This is a genomic window from Methylotenera versatilis 79, assembly GCF_000384375.1.
In the GTDB taxonomy this organism is placed as follows: Bacteria; Pseudomonadota; Gammaproteobacteria; order Burkholderiales; family Methylophilaceae; genus Methylotenera_A; species Methylotenera_A versatilis_B.
In genome coordinates this window covers 640,099-655,275 of record NZ_ARVX01000001.1, presented here as the reverse complement: position 1 = coordinate 655,275, position 15,177 = coordinate 640,099, and the positions used below count along the sequence as shown (strand labels likewise).

Below are 15,177 nucleotides of genomic sequence, written 5' to 3'. Positions count from 1 at the left end.
ATAAAAACAGTGGTATTTTACTTTATTAGTCGCGCTTTCCCTTTTATACTAACTGATTATGTCACCTACATTACTGCAATCCGATCGCGGTCACGCGCCAAAATCATCTAATCAGAACGCTACTTTGCAATTAGCGCGTAGCGTATTGGCTATTGAGGCGCATGAAATTACGCTGTTAGCGAATCGCTTAGATGACAGTTTTGAAGCAGCAGTAAAGCTGATTTTACAATGCAAAGGTCGCGTTGTGGTGAGCGGTATGGGTAAATCTGGACACATTGGCGGCAAAATTGCAGCCACACTTGCCAGCACTGGCACACCAGCATTTTTTATGCACCCTGCAGAAGCCAGCCATGGCGATCTCGGTATGATTACCGATGGCGATGTGGTGATTGCATTATCTAATTCTGGCGAAAGCGATGAGTTATTAAATATTTTGCCCACCATTAAACGTTTAGGCGCAAAAGTAATCAGTATTACGGGTGCGCCAAATTCAACTTTGGCTAAAGAGTCCGATGTGCATTTAAGTGCAGAAGTGTCTCAAGAGGCCTGTCCATTGGGTTTGTCGCCAACCGCCAGTACAACAGCGGCCTTGGCGTTGGGTGATGCTTTAGCCGTCTGTGTACTAGATTGTCGCGATTTTACCGCTGAAGATTTTGCGCGTTCGCACCCTGGCGGCAGTATTGGACGCAAATTGCTGACACGTGTAAAAGATGTGATGCGCGTTGGTGATGCTATTCCAAGTGTTGCTGAAGAAGCAATGTTGTCCGTTGCGCTGACTGAAATGACACAAAAAGGACTGGGCTTAACTGCGGTGATTGATGCGGAAAATAAGCCTATTGGTATTTTTACCGATGGTGATTTACGCCGTGCTTTTGCCAATGGCACACATGCCAATAGCGCAAAAATAACGGATGTGATGCATGCCAGCCCGAATACGATTAACGTGAATCAACTAGCGGTAGAAGCGGTTGAGATGATGGAAATAAACAAGATTAATGGTCTGCTAGTGATTGACGATGCAGGGAAACTGGTTGGTGCATTTAATATGCACGATTTATTGAAAGCGAAAGTCGTTTAATGTCTGAAATTATCTTGTCTGAATTTGCCTCTACTGGATTTGCAACTAAAGTATCACCAGAAGTTTTAGCGCGCGCAAAAAAAATCAAAGTAGTGATTTTCGATGTGGATGGCGTGATGACCGATGGCGGTTTAACCATTGGCGATGACGGGCAAGAATATAAAACCTTTCATTCACATGACGGTTTGGGTATGAAATTGCTTAAAAAAACTGGCGTGCAAATGGCGATTATAACTGGACGCACTTCGGATGTGGTCACAAAACGTTCAGAAAGCACGGGCATTGCGCATTTTTATCAAGGTGTAGAAGATAAATTGGCCGCGTTTAATGACTTGATTGCCAAGCTGAATATTACGGCTGAAGAAGCTGCCTTTATGGGCGATGATGTCGTCGACGTGCCGCCAATGTTGCGCTGTGGTTTGGCAGTGACGGTGCCTGCTGCGCCAGACTCTGTGAAGAGTCGTTCACATTACATCACGCAAAGAGGCGGCGGACGTGGCGCGGTGCGCGAGTTATGTGAGTTGATCATGCAAGCACAAGGTACTTTAGACGCACAGATGGCACCATTTTTTGCTAAATAATATGGCTAAAGTATTGAGTTAATGTTAATCGTGATTGTTAATCAATAGCATGTTGACACGTTCGGCATTATTTTTTCCGTTGGTGTTGGCTGTGTTACTGGCCTTGCTGACGTTTTGGATCAACCAAACGGTAGAGCAGCAAGGCCCTAAAATTGATGGCAGTAATCGACATGACCCCGATTACACCATGCATAATTTTGTGACCACGCAAACCGATGCGACAGGTAGATTGAGTTACATATTGGCTGCGACAGAAATGCTGCATTATCCAGATGATGACAGCACGGTCTTACAGCGGCCGCGTTTTACGCAATACACGCTAGATAAGCCATATACGCAAATTGAAGGTTTGCATGGATATGTTTCGAGCAATGGCGAGCAGGTGACATTGGTTAATAATGTTAAAGTGGTGCGCCAGGCGTTTGAAGGCAAAGGCGAGATGCAAGTGTTAACGGAAAAGCTACTGATTTTTCCTAAAAACGATTTAGTAAAAACCGACGCGCCAGTGAGGATTACACAAGCACCAAAAACCGTGATTACTGGAGTTGGCATGATTTACGATAAAAAAGAGCAAACCGTGACTTTGCTGAATCGGGTAAAAGTACATTATGAACGGCCGCCAGTTGTTGTGCCAAAACAAGTGACTGCACCAAAAAATGTCAAAGTAAAGCCAGCAAAAACCAGTAAGATAGCACCTAAAAAATCGGCCAGTGCGAAATTGACTGGTGCTAAAAGTGCTAAAAAAGTAAAGTGAAAAAGACTACAAATAAAATGAAGCAAAAAAAGCAGCAACTCAATACGAAATCGCGGAGAAATAATGGTTAACTTTATTCGCATAAGCTTATTCAACAATAAGTTTAATGGCGCATTAATAATGGGTTTTTGCTTAAGCTTGTTCACAAGCTTGCACGCAATGGCAGAATCGGCAGATCGCGATAAACCGATTGAGCTTGAAGCGGATACCGTTACGGTGAATGACGCAAAAAAAACCAGCACCTATACGGGAAAAGTGATTTTAACGCAGGGCACACTGATTATTCATGCAGATAAGTTGATTGTGCGTGAAGACAAAGAGGGTTTTCAGCACAGTACGTCGACTGGCAATCCAACCACTTTTAAGCAAAAAAGTGAGGGTAAAGATGAGTATATACAAGGCAGCGGTCAGCGCATTGAATATGATGGCCGTATGGACAAAGTGCAGTTGTACACGCGCGCATGGGTAAAGCGTGGCGAAGATATCGTGCATGGCGATTACATCAGTTATGACGCCAACGCTGAATATGCAGAAGTGATTGGTGGCGTGAAATCTGAAGGCAGTGGTTCATCTACGGGTCGCGTTAAAGCGATTATTCAGCCGAAAAATAAACCCGCCGCCATTCCAAATGATAAGCCGGCAAATGATAAATCCTCTGAATTGAAAATCAACACGAATCCGCCGCCCAGAGTGGATAAGGTTTTAAGGTTTAGCAATACGTCTGAGGCGACTAGCAAACCTGAGTCTCAATCAAACTAATACAAACTTAACCGAATAAAACACTTAATAAAATAAAACATCAAAAATGAGCGAACTCGTTGTAGAACATCTACGGAAGTCTTATAAAACACGCACAGTGGTGCAAGATATTTCGCTGCAAATCAATAGTGGCGAAGTGGTGGGTTTGCTTGGGCCAAATGGCGCGGGTAAGACAACGAGCTTTTACATGATTGTCGGATTGGTAATGTTGGATGCGGGACGTATTTTGCTGAATGGCAAAGATTTAAGTCGCATGCCGATTCACAGCCGTGCGCGCATGGGCTTGGCTTATTTGCCGCAAGAGCCATCTATTTTTCGTAAGTTAACCGTAACCGAAAATATATTGGCTATTTTAGAGCTGCAAAATCTAACTGAAGATGAAAAAAATACGCAGCTGGAGTCTTTATTGCAAGAGTTGCATATCACGCATATTCGCAACAGTTCGGCAATCAGTTTGTCTGGCGGTGAGCGCCGTCGGGTTGAGATTGCGCGCTGTTTAGCCACCAATCCTAGTTTTATTTTATTAGATGAACCTTTTGCTGGTATCGACCCAATCGCGGTTTTAGATATTCAAAAGATTATTCGTTTTTTAAGCAGCAAAAATATTGGTGTATTGATTACAGACCATAACGTGCGCGAAACTTTAGGTATTTGCGACCGCGCTTATATTGTAAATGACGGTACGGTGTTTGCGTCTGGGCATCCTGCAGAAATTGTAAATAACGAAGCAGTGCGGGAAGTGTATTTAGGGAAAGATTTCAGGCTCTAGCCTCAAGTATTTATGAAGCAAAATCTACAACTTAGAATGTCGCAAAATTTGGCGTTAACGCCGCAATTGCAGCAATCAATTCGTTTGCTGCAATTATCGAGCCTTGAGCTAAATCAAGAGCTAGATGTGATTTTGCAAGAGAATCCATTGTTAGAGCTGGTCGATGGCGAAGATGGTGAGGCAGATGCAGGTTTCGACGATAGTGTATTGCAAAAAAATAACGATAATGACAACTTGGATGCTGATGGCAAACAAGCCGCCGATGTTGATGAACCAGATGCTTTTAATAGTTTAGATTATCAAGAAACCAGCACGACTAACTCCCAAGAAAACACAGAATCGATTGATGCGCCGCAAGAATCCAGTGCAGGAGAAGATTTTTCAGCAACTGATTTTGATGAAAATTACGAAGAATATGGCAGCGCGAGTAACTGGGATGAAGGCGGGCGTCAGAATAATAGTGACGATGATGATGGCGACTACACGCGACAAGAAATCGTCTCAGCTAGTTTGCGCGAGCATTTATTAAGCCAGCTTAAGTTAATGCCTTTATCTGATCGCGATCAGACACTGGTGCTGTTATTAATTGATAGCATCAACGAAGATGGTTATTTAGAAGAGTCATTGGCTGACATGGCAGAATTATTGCCAGAAGAGCTTGAAATTGAATTGCTAGAGCTAGAAACTGCGCTAAAACTGATTCAGCATTTGGATCCGCCAGGTTTAGGGGCAACCAATTTACAAGAGTGCCTACTGTTGCAGCTCAATGTGCTGCCAAAAGAAACTGACTTTTTGAACATTGCCAAAATCATTGTTCAACAACATTTAGCGGTATTGGCAAATAAGGATTTCGCTAAGTTACGTAAATTGCTGAATTGCGATGATATCGCCTTAAAAGGCGCACAAACTTTAATCAAACAGCAAAATCCGCGCCCAGGTAGCGATTTTGCGCAACTCAGTCGCGATCACTTTATTCAGCATGAAGTGCTGGTTAAAAAAGTGAAAGGCATTTGGATTGCAACGTTAAATGATGGCGTGATTCCTAAACTACGTATTAACCAATTGTACGCAGACATTTTGAAGCGCAATCGCGAAAATTCGAATCAATATCTGCAAACGCAAATGCAAGAAGCCAAATGGATGATTAAAAATATCCAGCAGCGTTTCTCTACTATTTTGCGCGTTAGCCAAGCGATTGTTGATCGCCAACGTAATTTTTTTGAGCATGGTGAAATCGCCATGCGGCCACTCGTTTTGCGTGAGATCGCAGAAGAGCTTGAGTTGCATGAATCGACTATTTCACGCGTAACAACGCATAAGTATATGCTCACTCCGCGCGGTGTTTTTGAACTGAAATATTTCTTTGGGAGCCATGTAGCAACTGATGCTGGCGGCTCTGCTTCTGCCACGGCGATTCGTGCGCTGATTAAACAATTGGTCGCAGAAGAAACGCCTAAAAAGCCATTGTCAGATAATCAAATCACCGATATTTTGGCGAAACAAGGCATTATTGTCGCGCGCCGGACTATCGCAAAATATCGCGAATCGCTGAATATTCCGCCAGCGAATTTACGCAAATCGCTTTAAGCAATTTTACAAAAGCGTTACAAATAATACTGAATAATCTGCTCAAACCACCTCGCAAAAAATAATCAAAGGTGTACACTTAAATTGTTCGATGAGTAAAGATGTGCTACTTATTGGCAAGCTTTACTTGGAGAACAATTTCAATAAGGAGCAAGTCATGAATTTACAATTAACTGGGCATCACTTAGAAATTACACCTGCAATGCGCGAATATGTGCAGAGCAAACTCGTTAGAATTCGCAATCACTTCGATCATGTGATTGACGTTAAAGTTACCATGAGTGTAGAAAAGCTCGCTCAAAAAGTAGAGGCTACATTACACGTACCCGGCAATGATTTACACGCTGAGTGCATCGATGAGAATATGTATAGCGCGATTGATATGTTGACAGACAAACTAGACCGCCAAGTTCTCAAACATAAAGAAAAACACGGCAGTCATCATAAAGCGAATGGTGCTGTTAAACATCAAGATATAGGTCAACATCCGTCTATTGATGAAAATCCAACTCTTAACTAACTTAAATAATCTATGGCTCAAATTAACGTAGCCGAACTCTTCAAGGAAACCCGCCTCAAGCTCAAACTCCACTGGATTGCAGGGCTTGATGGCGGCAATAACCAACTCAATTCCGAAAAAGTCACTAAGCCTTCTCTGGCTTTAATTGGCCATCTCAATTTCGTACATCCTAACCGTGTGCAGGTGTTGGGTTGCGCTGAAATGGACTATCTAAATAGTCTGAGCATTATTGCGATGCAGCAAGCTATTACTAATTTATACGCAACCGATTTAGCCGCAGTTGTCGTTGCAAATGGTGAAAAAGCGCCGAAAGAATTAATTTCAGCAGCCAATACTCACCATATTCCATTATTCACTTCCACCATGCAAAGCCCGCAGTTAATGGATTTATTAAGCCATTATTTAAAACTTGCGATGGCAGAAACCATCAGTTTGCATGGCGTTTTTATAGAAGTACAAGGTTTTGGCGTGCTAATTAAAGGTGATGCTGCGATTGGTAAAAGCGAGTTAGCGCTAGAGCTTATTACACGCGGACATCGTTTGGTAGCAGATGATATTGTCGATTTTTTTAAAATATCACCGGAACGCATTGAGGGTCGTTGCCCATCGTTATTACAAGATTTTTTGGAAGTACGTGGTTTAGGTATTCTTAATATTCGTGCACTTTTTGGTGATAATGCAGTGAAGCCAACCAAGCCGCTGGATTTGATTATTCAGTTGGAATTAGCGGATACATTGAATCCACTTAAGCTCGATAGACTGAATGCCAAAACGCAGCATGAGCGCGTGTTGGAAGTAGAGATTCCAAAGGTGAATATACCGATTGCGGCGGGACGCAACATTGCGGTATTGCTGGAAGTTGCTGTGCGCAACCACATGTTGTTATTAAGAGGCATCAATGCAACGAAACAGTTTAGTCAGCGTCAAAAGCAAATGATGCAAAAAGCCAGTTTAGAAAATGCCAATTTAAAAAGAATTAACAGTCAAAGCGCTGATACTGAAAGTGCTGAGCCAAAATCCAGTCTTAAATCAGCCCCAAAATTAAAGCTTAAGCAGGCAAAGTAATGCAGATTATTATTGTGACAGGTCTTTCTGGCTCAGGTAAAAGTATTGTCTTGCGCGCATTAGAAGACAACAGGTTTTATTGCATCGATAATTTGCCCGCCACTTTATTGCCCCATATTTCACAGCACCTTAATGCGATCCATCATAATAAAGTCGCCATCAGTATCGATAGTCGCAGTGCAGCATTAGAAGCTTTACCCAAAGCGATTGAAAGCCTGAAGGCTGATGGCAATCAAGTGCAAGTGTGGTTTTTAGAGTCCGCTGCCGAAACTTTGGTAAAACGTTTTTCAGAAACGCGTCGTAAACATCCGTTAAGTAACGAAAGCACGACATTGGCCGAAAGTATCGCCAAAGAACGCGAACTGCTAGCTGGTGTTGCAGAGCTTGGTCATCATATCGATACCAGCAACTTAAGTGCTAATGCATTACGCAACCATATACGCGATCTGCTCAAGCAAGATAACAGCACGGATGAGCCGAGTAGCCGCGGCTTAGTTTTACTATTTACTTCTTTTGGTTTTAAAAATGGTATTCCGTTGGATGCGGATTTTGTGTTTGATGTGCGCAGTTTACCTAATCCACATTACGATGCAGTTTTAAAACCATTAACAGGCAAAGATTTGCCTGTACAGGAATTTTTAGCAAAACAGCCTGCAGTCATTGAAATGCTGGCAGATATTCAGCATTATGTAGAAAAGTGGTTGCCGAGTTTTAACCAAGATAATCGCAGCTATTTGACGGTGGCGATTGGTTGCACTGGCGGGCAGCATCGTTCTGTGTATTTTGTAGAGCAATTGGCCTTATATTTTGCGGGCGCACATTTTAAACAGCACGCGAATTTGACACATAGACAACAAGTGATTACTCGGCATCGTGAGCTTGATTAATCACTATTATAATTAGAAGCATATGATTAAAACTAGGTTAATGAACGCTTAAGTTAACGCGTCAGAAAGTGGAAAAAGTAACATGATTGGACTTTTAATTATCGCGCATGGTAATTTGGGTGAAAGCCTGATTCACTGTGCTAGCCATGTATTAGGCAAACGGCCGCCGCAATTGGAGGCGTTAGAGGTTGCGACCAATGACGACCCTAGCGTGTTATTGCCACAAGCACAGCAATTGGTTAAATCGCTGAATACTGGCGATGGTGTATTAGTGCTGTCGGACATGTATGGCGCGACGCCATGTAATATGGTACTTAAATTGCTAACACCCAACCTGGTTGAAGGCGTTGCAGGCGTTAATTTACCAATGTTAGTGCGTGTACTCAACTATCGTGAATCCAGCATTAAAACATGCATGGAAAAAGCCATTAGTGGCGGGCGCGAAGGAGTGGTGCGTTTTACCGAAATCAGTTGTGAACATTATCATGTAGCAAATCGAAAATAATCAATCTAACTATTAATACAATTATTTAAACTTAAGTATTTAGCTTAAGTAGTTAAATATGAGTATTCAAACCTTAAGAGCAAAAAATGATTAAACAAGAAATAGAAATAATCAATAAACTGGGTTTGCATGCACGCGCCAGCAGTAAATTAACGCAAACTGCCAGCCAGTTTAACTGTGAAATTTGGATAGAAAAAGCCGGTCGTCGCGTCAACGCCAAAAGTATCATGGGTGTGATGATGCTAGCCGCGTCAAAAGGCTCAGTCATTACTTTAGAAGCCGATGGTAAGGATGAAAGTGAAGCAATCGCGGCTTTGCAGGCGCTAATAAACAATTATTTTGGCGAAGGCGAATAGCCTTGAGTAATCAAGAAAATCAACCATCCAGTTTTAGCATTCACGGCATTGGTGTATCCAGCGGTATTGCCATCGGTCGTGCACATTTGGTTTCTAATGCACTGCTTGAGGTAGTGCATTATCAATTACCCAAGCATTTAATTGACGATGAAATCGCCCGTTTTAATCTAGCAATTGAAACAGTAAAAAAAGAGTTAGAAACCATTCGCGCATCATTATCCAAAAACGCGCCAGCTGAAATCAGTGCGTTTATCAATACACATCTTATGATGCTGGCAGATAAATCTCTGTCCGAGATTCCCAAAGAGATTATCCGCAAAGAACAATGCAATGCCGAGTGGGCGATTAAGCAGCAAATGGATGACATTGTTGAGCAATTTGACGCCATAGACGATGAATATCTGCGTGAGCGCAAACAAGATGTGGTGCAAGTTGTTGAGCGCGTAATCAAGGTTTTGTTAGGGCATCCTAATCAAACGCCTAGTCAAACTTCCAATCAAGCGTCGACCAAACAGCAGACTGTTAAACAGCAAGAAAATGCCACCATTTTGGTCGCGCATGATATTTCGCCAGCAGATGCGATTCAGTTTAAACAGCACCATTTTGCTGCGTTTATAACCGATGTTGGCGGCGTGACATCGCACACGGCAATTTTAGCGCGCAGTTTAAATATCCCGTCTATTGTGGCTTTGCAGCGTGCCCGCGATTTAATCAATGATAATGAATTGATTATTGTCGATGGCAGTTTGGGTGTGGTGATTGTTAACCCAAGCAAAGAAATTCTGGCCGAATACAGGCTGCGTCAAGACCAGTGGGAGCTGGAACAACAAAAATTACAGCGCATTAAATCAACCAAAGCCGTGACGATTTGCGGCACGGCGATTGATTTGCACGCGAATATCGAAGTGCCAGAAGATGTGGTTGCGGTAAAAGCATCAGGCGCGACTGGCATTGGTTTGTATCGTACCGAATTTTTGTTTATGAACAAGCGTGAAATGCCAGATGAAGAAGAGCAGTTTTTGGCTTACAAGCAAGTGGCAGAAGCCATGAAAGGCATGCCCGTCACTATTCGCACGCTGGATTTAGGCGCCGATAAACAAATGAATCCCGATACAGTGAGCAATTGCGCGAACCCAGCTTTAGGTTTACGTGCGGTGCGGCTATGTTTAAGCGAGCCGCAAATTTTTCATACGCAATTGCGCGCGCTTTTGCGTGCATCGCATTACGGGCATATCAAAATATTGATTCCGATGTTGTCTACGCTATCGGAATTGCGTCAAACCAAACTGTTGCTAGAGCGCGCAAAAATCAGTCTGCGCAAACAAAATATTCCTTTTGATGAAAATATTGCACTAGGTGGCATGATCGAAGTGCCAGCGGCAGCCCTAAATGCCGAGGCGTTTGCTAAAGAGTTAGATTTTATGTCGATTGGCACCAATGATTTGATTCAATACACGCTGGCGATTGATCGTACCGATGATGCAGTCGCGCATCTTTACAATGCGCTGCATCCCGCGGTGTTAAAGCTGATTTCAATGACGATTAAAGCGGGTGAGAAACTGGGTAAATCGGTATCAGTGTGTGGTGAAATGGCCGGCGATGCTAAATTAACGCAGTTGTTAATTGGCATGGGTTTGCGGCAATTTTCTATGCACCCGAGTAATATTTTGAGTGTTAAACAACAGATACTGCACAGTGAAGTATCTGTGCTAAATGTGCACGCACGCAAAGTGTTAAACCATACCGATATTGAAAAAATTGAACTTAAGGTTGCCAGTTTTAATCTGCATTAATGTTAAAAAGGAATCAATATGCCAACAGAGATTATTGTGTCGAGCGACTTAACACCTACAAATGATGAAAAAAATATCGCCACCATCACGCATTTAGGCGGTACAGTTTTTTCATTTATTCCATCACTAATCGTCTGGTTTTTAAAAAAAGATGACAGCGCCTATTTGAGCGATCAAGCCAAAGAAGCGTTGAATTTTCAAATCACCATGCTAGCTGCGCAATTTGTTGCAGGCATTTTGGTGTGGATATTAATCGGATTTATTCTGATTCCACTTGTTTGGTTGTTTAATATTGTTTTTTGCATTATCGCCGCCATCTCTACCAGTAAGGGTGAAACGTATCGTTACCCATTATGTTTAAGATTGATTAACTAGAATCAATCTTCATTTTAGAATTCAGGCTAAAAAGTAAAGGAAGTCCCCGTGTCAAATCCATTGTTATATGTCGCTGGTTTACCCAAATTCAATGAAGTCAAACCAGAGCATATCAGCCCTGCGGTGGATAGTTTGATTGCTGAAGGTCGTGCGTTGGTTGAGCAATTAGCTACTAGTACAGAAACGCCAACGTGGGAAAATTTTGCGCTTAAACTAGAAGATCACAGCGAAAAATTGGGCCGTGCCTGGAGCCAAGTCGGCCATATGAATGCAGTGGTCAACAGTCCAGAATTACGCGAAGCTTATAACGACAATTTAGCGAAGTTAACCGATTATGGCAGCGATATTTCGCAAGATGAGCGCTTATATGCGAAATTCAAAGCAATTCAAGCAAGCAGTGCCTTTGCTAAATTAAGCCCAACCCAACAAACAATTATTAACCATGAAGTGCGTGATTTTAAATTAGGCGGGGCTGAATTACCTGCAAATGAAAAAGCACGCTTTAAAACCGTGAGTGAAGAGCTTTCTAAATTGGGTGCTAAGTTTGAAGAAAACATTCTGGATAACACCAACGATTTTAAATATATCGTTGAAAATGTGGCTGATTTAGCGGGCTTGCCAGAAGATGCGATCGAAGCAGCCGCTGAAGCTGCCAAGACAGATGGCAAAGTTGGCTATCAATTTAGCCTGCAATTTCCCTCTTATATGCCAGTTTTGCAATATGCGGATAATCGCGCTTTACGTGAAACTTTGTACCGCGCTTATGCAACGCGCGCGTCTGAATTGAGTAAAGCAGATGAAAATGGAAACCCAAAGTGGGATAATACGCAATTGATTAGCGATATTTTAAAGCTCAAGCAAGAAGAAGCACGCATGTTGGGTTTTAAAAATTATGCAGAACTTTCGCTGGCTACCAAAATGGCTGATACGCCAAAGCAAGTGACTGACTTTTTAGACACGCTTGCCAAGCGCGCTAAGCCTTATGCAGAAAAAGACATGCAGGAGCTTTTAGCCTATGCAAAAAAATTAGACATTAACGAGTTGCAAGCGTGGGATGTTGGCTATGTAAGCGAAAAACTACGTGAAGACAAATATGCGTTTTCTGATCAAGAAGTAAAACAGTATTTCCCTGAAAGCAAAGTATTAGCCGGTTTATTCAAAGTAACTGAGACTATTTTTGGCGTACAAGTGCGCAAAGCCGAAGCGCCAGTTTGGCACGCCGATGCCGCATTTTATGAAATATCTGACTCCCAAAATAAACCAATTGCCTACTTTTATTTAGATTTATACGCCCGCAACAACAAACGTGGTGGCGCTTGGATGGATGAATGCATTACCCGCCGCAAAAAACTTAACACTCAAAATCAATCAATAATTGAATTGCCAGTGGCATTTTTAACCTGCAACTTCTCTGCGCCAGTTGGCGGTAAACCAGCCTTATTCACGCATGACGAAGTCATCACCATGTTCCACGAGTTCGGCCACGGTTTGCATCATATGCTCACGCAAGTCGATGATTACAGCGTTTCTGGCATTAAAGGCGTGGAATGGGATGCCGTAGAGTTGCCTAGCCAGTTTATGGAAAACTTCTGCTGGGAATGGGAAGTGCTACGCCATATGACCGCGCACGTAGAAACTGGCGCGCAATTGCCGCGTGAGTTATTCGATAAAATGGTGGCCGCCAAAAACTTCCAGGCTGGTATGCAAACCGTACGCCAAATCGAATTCTCATTATTCGATATGCGCTTACATGGCGAGTTCGACCCAAACGGAAAACAAACCGCACTCGATTTGATCGAACAAGTGCGTGACGAAGTAGCCGTGGTTAGGCCACCAAAATGGAATCGCTTTCCTAACAGCTTTAGCCATATTTTCGCAGGCGGCTACGCGGCAGGTTATTACAGCTACAAATGGGCAGAAGTTTTATCTGCAGATGCCTACAGCCTGTTTGAAGAAATGGGTACGCTATCCGCAGAAGCCGGTAGCCGCTTTAAAAATGAAGTGTTAGCCAAAGGTGGAAGCCGCCCAGCGATGGAATCATTTGTAGCGTTTAGAGGCAGGGAGCCGAGTTTGGATGCGCTGTTGCGACATAATGGAATGGCTTCATAACAATTTACCTTAATATTCAAAAAGCTAAGTGGTTGTCACTTAGCTTTTTTTACGTCATTATCTCTACAATAATATCTAAAAAAGGAGAGTTACAGTGTCAGAATCTCATCCTTACATATCAGGGCCAGGTAATATTTCTCAGATGGTTACTCATCTTAGAAAAGCATTTCCTCAAACAGTAACATCTGAAACAGTCAAAAAACTTGGATTAGCTTCAAATAATGAGAGTTATGTAATTAATGCATTACAGTTTATTGGAATTATTGATGAAGATGGTAAAAAGACTCCTGAAGCTTCCAGTGCATTTTCTAATCACAAAGATGACGAATTTAGTAAATCTTTCGGAGAGTTAGTTAAGAAATCATATTCAGCTCTGTTTGAGCTACATGGGGAGAGTAGTTGGGCTTTAGATATAGATGAATTAATTACTTTTTTCAGAACCAGCGACCAGACTAGTGATGCAATTGGCCGCAGGCAGGCAAATACTTTTAAAACTTTTGCCGCCCTTTCAGGCTATGGCGAAATTTCAATTCCAAAAAATACGAAATCCACCACAGTTTCCACTAAAGCAAAAATAAAAACAAAAACTAGCATGAAAGATTCAACTGTTCAAAAACCTGAAGTTAAAATTGAAACTCCTCAAACGAGAACTAAGGACTTTGGTCTGACCGTAAGAGTCGAAATTAACTTACCCTCTGATGGCACCAAAGAAACTTATGACAATATCTTTAAAAGTATTAAAGAGAATTTAATTGATGGATAACAGTTTTGATAGATTCCAATCTATTACTAGAGAGGTGCCTAACTTTACTCACTCTAGAAGAGAGCCTACTAAAATCAATCAACTACATCCTTATGAAGAGAGGAATGTTCATCCTGAAATAGATACAATTACAAGAGCACTTTTCGACAATGGGCATTATTCCCATGCGACATTTGAAGCATTTAAATATATTGATAAAAAAGTTCAAAAGCTATCCAGTTGCAATGAGTCTGGATATAAGTTGATGACTCAAGCTTTTAATGAGGCATCGCCTTTGATTAAATTAACCAATTTATCTAATACCAGTGAAAAAGATGAGCAGAAAGGATATATGTTTATATTTACTGGCGCTGTTATGGCCATCAGGAATCCAAGAGGACATGAGGTTTCAATGAAAGAAACCCCCACTCAATGTTTAGATCACATAAGTTTAGCCTCTTTGTTATTAAGACGTTTGAGTGATGTTAAGTAGTAGATTAATTATTGATATGTTGAGCTAACCAAAGTGTTAGGTTCTTGAACCATGCATAATCCTGCAAGCATTTAACCAATCTTTCAAGCTAACAACTACTTCGTGGCAATTTTCCCTGACGTATTCACTTGGTTGCTGTAAATCAGGCACTACCACCACCTTTAAACCTGCAGCAATTGCAGCGCGAGCGCCAGTCTCGCTGTCTTCAAATGCAATACATTCTTCAACATTCAAGCCCAATTTTTTAACAGCAAGCAAGTAAATATCCGGGCTGGGTTTGCCATGTGTGACTTCTTGCCCGCTGGTGACATGGCCGAAAAAATCCAGCACGCCGACTTGGCTTAAGCGGTGATTGATATGCTGCGTGGGCGAAGAAGATGCCACGCTACAAACAATATTGTTGGCTTGATAATATTGAAGCAAATCCAGCGCGCCAGGCTTAAGCGGAAAGCTTTGATTGCATTCTGCCAATCGAGCATCTAAACCTTGCATGACTAAGTTAAAGTTTTCCACGCCATTTAATTGCTCAATCATCCTATGCGTGGAATCTGGTCCCGCGCGGCCAATCAGCTGGGCATATTCAGCTTGAGTGTAAGTAATGCCTATTTCCTTGGCGGCGGAGATGCACGCTTGCATAATGATGCGCTCAGAATCAATCAACAAACCATCCATATCGAATATTGCCGCTTTAATCACTTTTATAATGCCCAAAAAAAGCTCAAACTTTAACACATGCTTTAATAAGAGCTAAAATACTTAACACTAAAAAACAGTCAATTTTTAACGCGTGATAAAATAAAACCC

Annotated in this window: 17 protein-coding genes; 16 read left to right on the top strand and 1 reads right to left on the bottom strand. The window is 42.1% G+C overall.

The features are described 5' to 3' along the window. Positions 1 to 58 precede the first annotated feature (58 nt). From METVE_RS0103420 to METVE_RS0103345, 16 genes are all read left to right on the top strand, one after another. Positions 59 to 1,078 carry a KpsF/GutQ family sugar-phosphate isomerase gene (locus METVE_RS0103420; protein WP_020167051.1) on the top strand — a complete coding sequence of 340 codons (1,020 nt, stop codon included), beginning with the start codon at positions 59 to 61 and terminating at the stop codon, positions 1,076 to 1,078. Then, positions 1,078 to 1,659 carry a KdsC family phosphatase gene (locus METVE_RS0103415; RefSeq protein ID WP_020167050.1) on the top strand — a complete coding sequence of 194 codons (582 nt, stop codon included), beginning with the start codon at positions 1,078 to 1,080 and terminating at the stop codon, positions 1,657 to 1,659. The genes METVE_RS0103420 and METVE_RS0103415 overlap by 1 nt, the downstream gene beginning before the upstream one ends. 49 nt (positions 1,660 to 1,708) lie before the next feature. Further along, on the top strand, positions 1,709 to 2,413 hold the full coding sequence (gene lptC, locus METVE_RS0103410) for an LPS export ABC transporter periplasmic protein LptC (RefSeq protein WP_020167049.1): 705 nt from the start codon (positions 1,709 to 1,711) through the stop codon (positions 2,411 to 2,413). A gap of 120 nt (positions 2,414 to 2,533) precedes the next feature. Next, positions 2,534 to 3,172 (top strand): lipopolysaccharide transport periplasmic protein LptA, encoded by a 639-nt coding sequence (gene lptA / locus METVE_RS0103405; RefSeq protein ID WP_020167048.1) that lies wholly within the window; start codon positions 2,534 to 2,536, stop codon positions 3,170 to 3,172. Between the two features lie 46 nt (positions 3,173 to 3,218). After that, positions 3,219 to 3,941, top strand: coding sequence for an LPS export ABC transporter ATP-binding protein (lptB, locus tag METVE_RS0103400; protein ID WP_020167047.1), 723 nt, complete (start codon positions 3,219 to 3,221; stop codon positions 3,939 to 3,941). Positions 3,942 to 3,953: 12 nt separating this feature from the next. After that, on the top strand, positions 3,954 to 5,528 hold the full coding sequence (locus METVE_RS0103395; protein WP_020167046.1) for an RNA polymerase factor sigma-54: 1,575 nt from the start codon (positions 3,954 to 3,956) through the stop codon (positions 5,526 to 5,528). A 157-nt stretch (positions 5,529 to 5,685) separates the two neighbouring features. Next, positions 5,686 to 6,048 (top strand): ribosome hibernation-promoting factor, HPF/YfiA family, encoded by a 363-nt coding sequence (hpf, locus tag METVE_RS12560; protein ID WP_036297921.1) that lies wholly within the window; start codon positions 5,686 to 5,688, stop codon positions 6,046 to 6,048. 12 nt (positions 6,049 to 6,060) lie between these two features. Continuing rightward, on the top strand, positions 6,061 to 7,113 hold the full coding sequence (gene hprK, locus METVE_RS0103385; RefSeq protein WP_020167044.1) for an HPr(Ser) kinase/phosphatase: 1,053 nt from the start codon (positions 6,061 to 6,063) through the stop codon (positions 7,111 to 7,113). Beyond that, complete coding sequence (rapZ, locus tag METVE_RS0103380) at positions 7,113 to 8,000, top strand: RNase adapter RapZ (RefSeq protein ID WP_020167043.1); 888 nt, start codon at positions 7,113 to 7,115, stop codon at positions 7,998 to 8,000. The genes hprK and rapZ overlap by 1 nt, the downstream gene beginning before the upstream one ends. A gap of 82 nt (positions 8,001 to 8,082) precedes the next feature. Then, the gene (locus tag METVE_RS0103375) at positions 8,083 to 8,505 is read left to right on the top strand and encodes a PTS sugar transporter subunit IIA (protein WP_020167042.1); all 423 of its coding nucleotides are present in this window, start codon (positions 8,083 to 8,085) and stop codon (positions 8,503 to 8,505) included. Positions 8,506 to 8,591: 86 nt separating this feature from the next. Then, on the top strand, positions 8,592 to 8,861 hold the full coding sequence (locus METVE_RS0103370; protein WP_020167041.1) for an HPr family phosphocarrier protein: 270 nt from the start codon (positions 8,592 to 8,594) through the stop codon (positions 8,859 to 8,861). 2 nt (positions 8,862 to 8,863) lie between these two features. Then, positions 8,864 to 10,654 (top strand): phosphoenolpyruvate--protein phosphotransferase, encoded by a 1,791-nt coding sequence (ptsP, locus tag METVE_RS0103365; RefSeq protein WP_020167040.1) that lies wholly within the window; start codon positions 8,864 to 8,866, stop codon positions 10,652 to 10,654. An 18-nt stretch (positions 10,655 to 10,672) separates the two neighbouring features. Continuing rightward, positions 10,673 to 11,029 (top strand): DUF4870 domain-containing protein, encoded by a 357-nt coding sequence (locus METVE_RS0103360; RefSeq protein WP_020167039.1) that lies wholly within the window; start codon positions 10,673 to 10,675, stop codon positions 11,027 to 11,029. A 48-nt stretch (positions 11,030 to 11,077) separates the two neighbouring features. Continuing rightward, positions 11,078 to 13,138 (top strand): M3 family metallopeptidase, encoded by a 2,061-nt coding sequence (locus METVE_RS0103355; RefSeq protein WP_020167038.1) that lies wholly within the window; start codon positions 11,078 to 11,080, stop codon positions 13,136 to 13,138. Positions 13,139 to 13,232: 94 nt separating this feature from the next. Continuing rightward, positions 13,233 to 13,901 carry a DUF5343 domain-containing protein gene (locus METVE_RS0103350; RefSeq protein ID WP_232415372.1) on the top strand — a complete coding sequence of 223 codons (669 nt, stop codon included), beginning with the start codon at positions 13,233 to 13,235 and terminating at the stop codon, positions 13,899 to 13,901. Continuing rightward, positions 13,894 to 14,373 (top strand): TIGR02391 family protein, encoded by a 480-nt coding sequence (locus tag METVE_RS0103345; protein ID WP_020167036.1) that lies wholly within the window; start codon positions 13,894 to 13,896, stop codon positions 14,371 to 14,373. Before METVE_RS0103350 ends, METVE_RS0103345 begins: the two co-directional genes overlap by 8 nt. A 36-nt stretch (positions 14,374 to 14,409) precedes the next feature. On the opposite strand, the gene METVE_RS0103340 is transcribed toward METVE_RS0103345, so the two are convergent. Further along, a complete protein-coding gene (locus METVE_RS0103340; protein WP_198290313.1) occupies positions 14,410 to 15,069 on the bottom strand; it encodes an HAD family hydrolase in 660 nt (219 codons plus the stop codon). Between the last annotated feature and the right edge of the window lie 108 nt (positions 15,070 to 15,177).

Coding starts and splice junctions, on each gene's coding strand:
- METVE_RS0103420 (WP_020167051.1), top strand. CDS start 59: ATGTCACCTACATTACTGCAATCCGATCGCGGTCACGCGCCAAAATCA.
- METVE_RS0103415 (WP_020167050.1), top strand. CDS start 1,078: ATGTCTGAAATTATCTTGTCTGAATTTGCCTCTACTGGATTTGCAACT.
- lptC (WP_020167049.1), top strand. CDS start 1,709: ATGTTGACACGTTCGGCATTATTTTTTCCGTTGGTGTTGGCTGTGTTA.
- lptA (WP_020167048.1), top strand. CDS start 2,534: ATGGGTTTTTGCTTAAGCTTGTTCACAAGCTTGCACGCAATGGCAGAA.
- lptB (WP_020167047.1), top strand. CDS start 3,219: ATGAGCGAACTCGTTGTAGAACATCTACGGAAGTCTTATAAAACACGC.
- METVE_RS0103395 (WP_020167046.1), top strand. CDS start 3,954: ATGAAGCAAAATCTACAACTTAGAATGTCGCAAAATTTGGCGTTAACG.
- hpf (WP_036297921.1), top strand. CDS start 5,686: ATGAATTTACAATTAACTGGGCATCACTTAGAAATTACACCTGCAATG.
- hprK (WP_020167044.1), top strand. CDS start 6,061: ATGGCTCAAATTAACGTAGCCGAACTCTTCAAGGAAACCCGCCTCAAG.
- rapZ (WP_020167043.1), top strand. CDS start 7,113: ATGCAGATTATTATTGTGACAGGTCTTTCTGGCTCAGGTAAAAGTATT.
- METVE_RS0103375 (WP_020167042.1), top strand. CDS start 8,083: ATGATTGGACTTTTAATTATCGCGCATGGTAATTTGGGTGAAAGCCTG.
- METVE_RS0103370 (WP_020167041.1), top strand. CDS start 8,592: ATGATTAAACAAGAAATAGAAATAATCAATAAACTGGGTTTGCATGCA.
- METVE_RS0103360 (WP_020167039.1), top strand. CDS start 10,673: ATGCCAACAGAGATTATTGTGTCGAGCGACTTAACACCTACAAATGAT.
- METVE_RS0103345 (WP_020167036.1), top strand. CDS start 13,894: ATGGATAACAGTTTTGATAGATTCCAATCTATTACTAGAGAGGTGCCT.